Raw genomic sequence first — 6,218 nt, 5'->3', positions numbered from 1 at the left:
GCCCGGTCAAGCTCCACCGAGGACTGCTCGGCGAGGTCGCGGCCCAGCCCACTGGCCTGCACGCCGGCGGACCACACCTTGCAGGCGGACTCGATGCGCCGGACGTTCCCGTCGGCGTCCTTCACGGTGATGCCGTTGCGGTCGACGTCGGTGACCATCGCGCCGAGCTGGATCTCCACGCCCATCTTCTCCAGCCGGGCGCGCGCCCGCATGCCCAGCTTGTCGCCGAACGGCGGTAGCACGGCGGGGGCGGCGTCGAGCAGGATCACTCGCGCCTTGGTGGAGTCGATGCCGCGGAACGAGCCCTTCAGCGTGTGGGCCGCCAATTCCGCGATCTGCCCGGCCATTTCGACGCCGGTGGGGCCGGCGCCGATGACGGTGAAGGTCAGCAGCTTGGCGCGTCGTTCCGGATCACGGGACCGCTCGGCCTGTTCGAACGCGCTCAGGATCCGTCCGCGCACCTCCAGCGCGTCGTCGATCGATTTCATCCCGGGCGCGAACTCGGCGAAGTGGTCGTTGCCGAAGTACGACTGCCCCGCGCCCGCGGCGATAATCAAGCTGTCGTAAGGGGTTTCGTATGTGTGGCCGAGCAAATCGGAGACGACGAACTTCCTCGCCAGATCGATGTGCGTGACGTCGCCGAGCAGCACCTGGACGTTGCGCTGCCTGCGCAGGATGACACGAGTGGGCGGGGCGATGTCGCCCTCGGACACGATGCCCGTCGCCACCTGATACAGCAACGGCTGGAACAGGTGGTGGGTGGTGCGCGCGATCAGCTTGATGTCGACGTCGGCGTGCTTGAGTTTCTTTGCCGCGTTGAGTCCACCGAATCCCGAACCGATGATGACGACCTGGTGGCGACGTTGGGTTCCAGCTGTGGTTTCTGGTGGGGGGCTCATGTTTCCGCTGCTCCTGACGGGGGCTTTTGGACACGCGACTGCAGTTAGCCACAACGCTAGTCAGGCGGGTACCCGGAAACCTAATTGATACGCATGTGTTGTTTGCAACACTAACGGTGTTCCGAGCCGAAATGCCTGGTGGGCGACCGGCACTGTGGCGTAACTATCAGGGACGTCAGTTCACCCGGCGCGGCGCCGTCGTTATTGGCTGGAGCCTTCCCCGGCGCAGTGGTCGTGGCCCGGTTGGATCGTTCCGCCCGGCGCGCGCGCCAGCGCCGCGGCCTCCGCCTCTTCGCGGGTCGGGCCCCAGCCACCGAAGTATCGCGATTTGGCCGCGTTGACGGCGAGCGCCAGGCACCCGCCGTCGCCGCTAGCCAGCAGGCGGCAGTCGCTGATGCTCTTGCGGCACGTGTCCATGACCGCCTTCTCAGCCGCGCCCTGGTTGGCTGCTCCGTCGGCGATGTTGATGCGACCGGTGGAGTCCGAGATCGCCATGGCGATCCAGTTGTTGTCGGCATGCGCGAGCGGGGGCGCGGCGAATGCTACGCCGGCCGCGACCGCCGCCAGGGCTCGTTTCTTCATGGCCTGCTCCCGGCCCTCTTCCGCGCTGCGCCGTTGTGGCGCAGGTAAACGCTGCTACAGGGAAGTATTACCGCCGCCCGAACAATCCGCGACCCCACGCGGGCGGGAGCTACAGGCCGACGACCGGGCGCAGCGCTTCGCCGACGGCGCTGATCACGCCGGGGGTGTAGAAGGGCAGGTTGATGATCAGGCCGTCGATGCCGGCGTCCACCACCTTGGTCTTGAGCTGGTCTGCGACCGAGTCGGGGCTGCCGACCACCATGCGCTGCGTCATCTCGGCGGGGATCTGATCGGGTTTCGTGTTCTCGTCGACGAGCACCGTGGTCAGCGTGCTGGTTTCCAGCGTCGCCGGGTCACGATCGACCTCCTCGCAGCGCCGCCGCACCACCTCCAACTTGCCTGGCAGCTCGTCGAATCCGGCGATCACGTTGAGGTGGTCGAAGTGGCGTGCCGCCAGCGGAATCGTCTTCTTCTCCCCGCTACCGCCGATCATCAGCGGAATGTGGTCGCGGAAGCGGGGATTCGCCATTGCCTCGCGCACGCGATACCACTTGCCCTCGAAGGTCGGACGCTCGCCCTTGATCATCGGCAAAATGATCTGCAGCGCCTCCTCAAGCCGGTTGAACCTGTCGGTGAAGGTGCCGAATTCGAAGCCCAGTTGGTCGTGTTCCAGTTCGAACCACCCGGCGCCGATGCCCAGGATCGCGCGACCCTGGCTCACCACATCGAGCGTGGTGATGGTCTTCGCCAGCAGCGCCGGGTTGCGGTAGGTGTTCCCGGTTACCAAGGTGCCCAACTGAACTCGTTCGGTGGCGGTGGCCAGCGCGCCCAACGCGGTGTAGGCCTCCAGCATCGGCTGGTCCGGATCTCCCAGCATGGGCAGTTGGTAGAAGTGGTCCATCACGAAGACCGAGTCGAAGCCGGCCGCTTCGGCCTCGCGGGCCTGGGCCAGAACGGTGGAGAAGAGCTCCTCCACCCCGGTGCCGTAGGAAAAGTTGGGAATCTGCAGACCGAGTCGAATAGCCACGCGGTCTACCGTAGTGCGGCTCCGCGCGGCACGATACGGCTCGCCGCCGAATTACGCCCTCAGCCGAATTGCGCGAGCGCGCCGTGGCTGACGTGCAGGGTCTGGCCGGTGATGTGGCGGGCCGCCGGGGTGGTCAGGAACAACGCCAGGCGAGCGACCTCGTCGGCGACCGACGGGGTCGTGCGGGACAGGCCGTCGTAACCCGGCTGGACGCTGCGTCCGCCGGCGACGACGTTGACGGTGATACCCCGGGTGCCGAAGACGGTCGCCTGTCCGGCGACCCAATTCGACAGCGTCGCTTTGATCGCCGCGTCGAGGCTGCCGGCCGTCGCGTTCTCGGGCACCACGCTGATGATGGAGCCGCCCGAGCGCAGGTGATCGCCCACGGTCTGCACCGTCAGCACCGCCGAGAGCACGGTCGCGTCCAAGGCATGCCGCCAGGCGTTCGCCGTGTCGGCGATGGAATAGGTGCGCGGGTCGCCGGCGTCCCGGGAGGGCGCCGGCACGTTGACGATGGTGTCGAGGTGGTGGGGGAACAAGCTGCGGGCCTCGGTCAGGCTCGCCGGGTCGGTGGTGTCGCACACGATGGCGTCCACGTCCAATTCCTTGGCGGCGATCTCCAGCTCGCTGCGCCGCGCGCCCACGAGGGTCACCTTGTGACCGTCATCGCGGAAGCGTTCGGCCACTGTGCGCCCCAGTTCGGTGTCTCCGCCGGTGACCAACACCTCCACTGCCATGACCTCCTCGTGTTCAACGTTGAACCCAGACCCTGGCGGCTCCGCGGGCCAACCACGGGGCCGCTGCCGGGGACCTGCCTGGGATCTCAGCGCGTTATGGCATCAATCTGCCTAGATGTTACTGGACAGTAGCTAGTCGGCGAAATTGTTGCCGTCGCGACGCGCGGATCATTTGGATAACCATTCGGCCGTCACTTTTTTGCGCCGATAAAGCCGGGAAGCGGGCCGCATCGTCGGCGGGTTAGGGTGCACGCATGCGGCGGATCGGGATGCTGGCCGGTGCGGTTTCGGTGGCGCTGGCCGTGGGCCTGGTCGGATGCGGTTCGAAACCCCCGTCCCAGCCCGCTGGCGGCTCGGGGAAGCTCCTGGTGTTCGCCGCGGCCTCGCTGAAGTCCGCGTTCACTCAGCTCAGCGCGCAGTTCAAAGCCCAAAATGCCGGCACCGACGTCGAATTCGAGTTCGCCGGTTCCTCGGAGCTGGCCACCCAGTTGACCCAGGGCGCGACCGCCGACGTCTTCGCATCGGCGGACACCGCGCAGATGAACACGGTCGCCAAAGCCGGCCTGCTCGCCGGCGACCCGACCAACTTCGCCTCCAACACGCTGGTGATCGTCACCGCGCCCGGCAACCCCAAAAGGGTCGGATCCTTCTCGGACCTTGCCAGGCCCGGGCTGGGCGTGGTGGTCTGCCAGCAGCCCGTGCCGTGTGGATCGGCGACCCAACGGGTCGAAGACAGCACCGGGGTGCGCCTGCACCCGGTGAGCGAGGAGCCGAGCGTGACGGACGTCCTCAACAAGGTCACCACCGGGCAGGCGGACGCCGGGCTGGTGTACGTCACCGACGCCCGCGGCGCCGGAAACAAGGTGACAACCGTGAGCTTCCCGGAGGCCGCCGGCGCGGTGAACCGCTATCCGATCGCGGTGCTGAAACACGCACCGCAACCAACGCTGGCGCAACGGTTCGTGGCCATGGTGACCGGTGCGGCCGGTCAGGACATCCTCGCCCGGTCGGGCTTCGCCAAGCCCTGAACCGTGCACCGGCCGACGGATCTGCCCCGGTGGGTGTACGTCCCCGCCGGCGTGGGGACCGTGTTCGTCGTGCTGCCGCTGCTGGCCATCGCGGTCAAGGTCGACTGGCCGAATTTCTGGTCGTTGATCACCAGTTCGTCGTCGCAGACGGCCCTGTTCCTCAGCCTCAAGACCGCGGCCGCCAGCACCGCGCTGTGCGTGCTGCTGGGGGTGCCCATGGCGCTGGTGCTGGCCCGCAGCACCGCGCGCCCGGTGCGGCTGCTGCGGCCGTTGATCCTGCTGCCGCTGGTGCTGCCGCCGGTGGTCGGCGGGATCGCACTGCTCTACGCGTTCGGCCGGTTCGGCTTGCTCGGTCGCTACCTCGAAGCGGCCGGCATCAGCATCGCGTTCAGCACCGCCGCCGTGGTGTTGGCGCAGACCTTCGTCTCGCTGCCGTTTCTGGTGATCTCCCTGGAGGGAGCCGCACGCACCGCGGGCGCCGACTTCGAGGTGGTGGCGGCGACCCTGGGGGCCCGGCCCAGCACCGTCTGGTGGCGGGTCACCCTGCCGCTGCTGCTGCCCGGCCTGATGTCGGGGACGGTACTGGCGTTCGCCCGTTCGCTGGGGGAGTTCGGTGCGACGCTGACCTTCGCCGGGTCCCGTCAGGGAGTCACCCGCACGCTGCCCCTGGAGATTTATCTGCAGCGGGTGAGCGACGCCGACGCGGCGGTGGCGTTGTCGATCCTGTTGGTGGCCGTGGCGGCGCTGGTGGTGTTGGGGCTGGGCGCGCACCGCCTGGCCGGGGCCGAAGCGGGGCAGCCGCGGCCATGAGTGAAGTGCAGTTGCGCGCCGTCGTGGCCGACCGCGATTTGGACGTGGAGTTCGCCGTGTCCGCGGGCGAGGTGTTGGCGGTCCTCGGGCCCAACGGCGCGGGGAAGTCCACCGTGCTGCATGTGATCGCGGGGCTGATCCGCCCAGATCTCGGGTTGGTCCGGGTAGGGGATCGGGTGCTCACCGACACCGTGGCCGGGGTCGACGTGGCCACCCACGATCGCCGTGTCGGCCTGCTGTTACAGGAGCCGTTGTTGTTCCCACACATGAGCGTCGCCGCCAACGTGGCATTCGGGCCGCACAGTCGACGCGGGCACCTTCGCCCCACTCGGGGCGAGGCGAACGCCACCGCGCTGCGCTGGCTGCGGGAGGTGGACGCCGAGTGGCTCGCCGACCGCAAGGCGCGCCGGCTGTCCGGCGGCCAGGCCCAACGGGTGGCGATCGCGCGGGCGCTGGCCGCCGAGCCGGACGTACTGCTGCTCGACGAGCCGCTGGCGGGTCTCGACGTCGCCGCGGCCGCGGGGATCCGCGCGGTGTTGCGCCGCGTCGTCAGCCGCACCGGCTGCGCGGTCGTGCTGGTCACGCATGACCTGCTGGACGTGTTCACGCTGGCCGACCGGGTGCTGGTGCTCGAGGCGGGCGCGATCGCCGAGATCGGCCCGGTCTCCGACGTACTCACGGCGCCGCGCAGCCACTTCGGGGCGCGCATCGCGGGCATCAACCTGGTCAGCGGGACCGTCGCCCCCGACGCGTCCCTGCACGCGCGCACCGGTGCCCGCTGGCACGCGGCCGCCGCGCACGACAGGGGTGCAGACCTCGCCCCGGGGCGCAACGCGATCGCGGTCTTCCCACCCACGGCGGTGGCGGTTTATCGGGAGCAACCGCACGGCAGCCCACGCAACACGGTCGAGGTGACGATCGCGGAGCTGGACATTCGCGGGTCGGCGGTCCTGGTGCGCGGGGAGCAGCAATCCGATGGGGCCCCCGGTCTGGCCGCGGAGATCACCGTCGACGCCGCCTCCGAGCTGCGGCTGGCGCCCGGCGAAAGGGTGTGGTTCTCGGTGAAAGCCCACGAGGTGACCTTGTATCCGGCGGCGAATTGAGGGGGTGGCCGAGCCCACCCGCACGCCGGCGG

The 6,218-nt window shown here is 68.9% G+C and carries 7 protein-coding genes; 3 read left to right on the top strand and 4 right to left on the bottom strand.

Features of this window, described 5'->3' with window-relative positions:
* The 4 genes from A9X04_RS00390 to A9X04_RS00375 all read right to left on the bottom strand — a co-directional run.
* Positions 1 to 899 (bottom strand): NAD(P)/FAD-dependent oxidoreductase (locus A9X04_RS00390; RefSeq protein WP_067916675.1); only part of this gene is annotated, 899 nt, incomplete at its 3' end.
* A 201-nt stretch (positions 900 to 1,100) separates the two neighbouring features.
* A complete protein-coding gene (locus A9X04_RS00385) occupies positions 1,101 to 1,481 on the bottom strand; it encodes a DUF4189 domain-containing protein (RefSeq protein WP_067916674.1) in 381 nt (126 codons plus the stop codon).
* Between the two features lie 109 nt (positions 1,482 to 1,590).
* Positions 1,591 to 2,508, bottom strand: a complete 918-nt coding sequence (locus A9X04_RS00380; protein ID WP_067916672.1) for an LLM class F420-dependent oxidoreductase — start codon at positions 2,506 to 2,508, stop codon at positions 1,591 to 1,593.
* A 59-nt stretch (positions 2,509 to 2,567) separates the two neighbouring features.
* On the bottom strand, positions 2,568 to 3,245 hold the full coding sequence (locus A9X04_RS00375; protein ID WP_067916670.1) for an SDR family oxidoreductase: 678 nt from the start codon (positions 3,243 to 3,245) through the stop codon (positions 2,568 to 2,570).
* 254 nt (positions 3,246 to 3,499) lie between these two features.
* On the opposite strand from A9X04_RS00375, the gene modA reads away from it, so the two are divergent.
* Genes modA through A9X04_RS00360 form a run of 3 tightly spaced genes read left to right on the top strand, consistent with a single transcriptional unit; the run spans position 3,500 to position 6,186 of the window.
* Positions 3,500 to 4,273 carry a molybdate ABC transporter substrate-binding protein gene (gene modA, locus A9X04_RS00370; RefSeq protein ID WP_067916668.1) on the top strand — a complete coding sequence of 258 codons (774 nt, stop codon included), beginning with the start codon at positions 3,500 to 3,502 and terminating at the stop codon, positions 4,271 to 4,273.
* A 3-nt stretch (positions 4,274 to 4,276) separates the two neighbouring features.
* Positions 4,277 to 5,083, top strand: a complete 807-nt coding sequence (locus tag A9X04_RS00365; RefSeq protein ID WP_067916666.1) for an ABC transporter permease — start codon at positions 4,277 to 4,279, stop codon at positions 5,081 to 5,083.
* Positions 5,080 to 6,186: a sulfate/molybdate ABC transporter ATP-binding protein gene (locus A9X04_RS00360; protein ID WP_067916664.1), complete on the top strand. Its 1,107-nt coding sequence runs from the start codon at positions 5,080 to 5,082 to the stop codon at positions 6,184 to 6,186. Before A9X04_RS00365 ends, A9X04_RS00360 begins: the two co-directional genes overlap by 4 nt.
* The last annotated feature ends 32 nt before the right edge of the window (positions 6,187 to 6,218 follow it).

It is taken from the genome of Mycobacterium sp. E3247, assembly GCF_001667785.1.
Classification (GTDB): Bacteria; Actinomycetota; Actinomycetes; order Mycobacteriales; family Mycobacteriaceae; genus Mycobacterium.
Note: the sequence above shows the minus strand (reverse complement) of the source record. Positions and strands in the feature narration are given on the sequence as shown.

Excerpts from the sequence above, each read along its gene's own strand:
- A9X04_RS00385 (WP_067916674.1), bottom strand. The coding sequence starts at position 1,481 with ATGAAGAAACGAGCCCTGGCGGCGGTCGCGGCCGGCGTAGCATTCGCC.
- A9X04_RS00375 (WP_067916670.1), bottom strand. The coding sequence starts at position 3,245 with ATGGCAGTGGAGGTGTTGGTCACCGGCGGAGACACCGAACTGGGGCGC.
- modA (WP_067916668.1), top strand. The coding sequence starts at position 3,500 with ATGCGGCGGATCGGGATGCTGGCCGGTGCGGTTTCGGTGGCGCTGGCC.
- A9X04_RS00360 (WP_067916664.1), top strand. The coding sequence starts at position 5,080 with ATGAGTGAAGTGCAGTTGCGCGCCGTCGTGGCCGACCGCGATTTGGAC.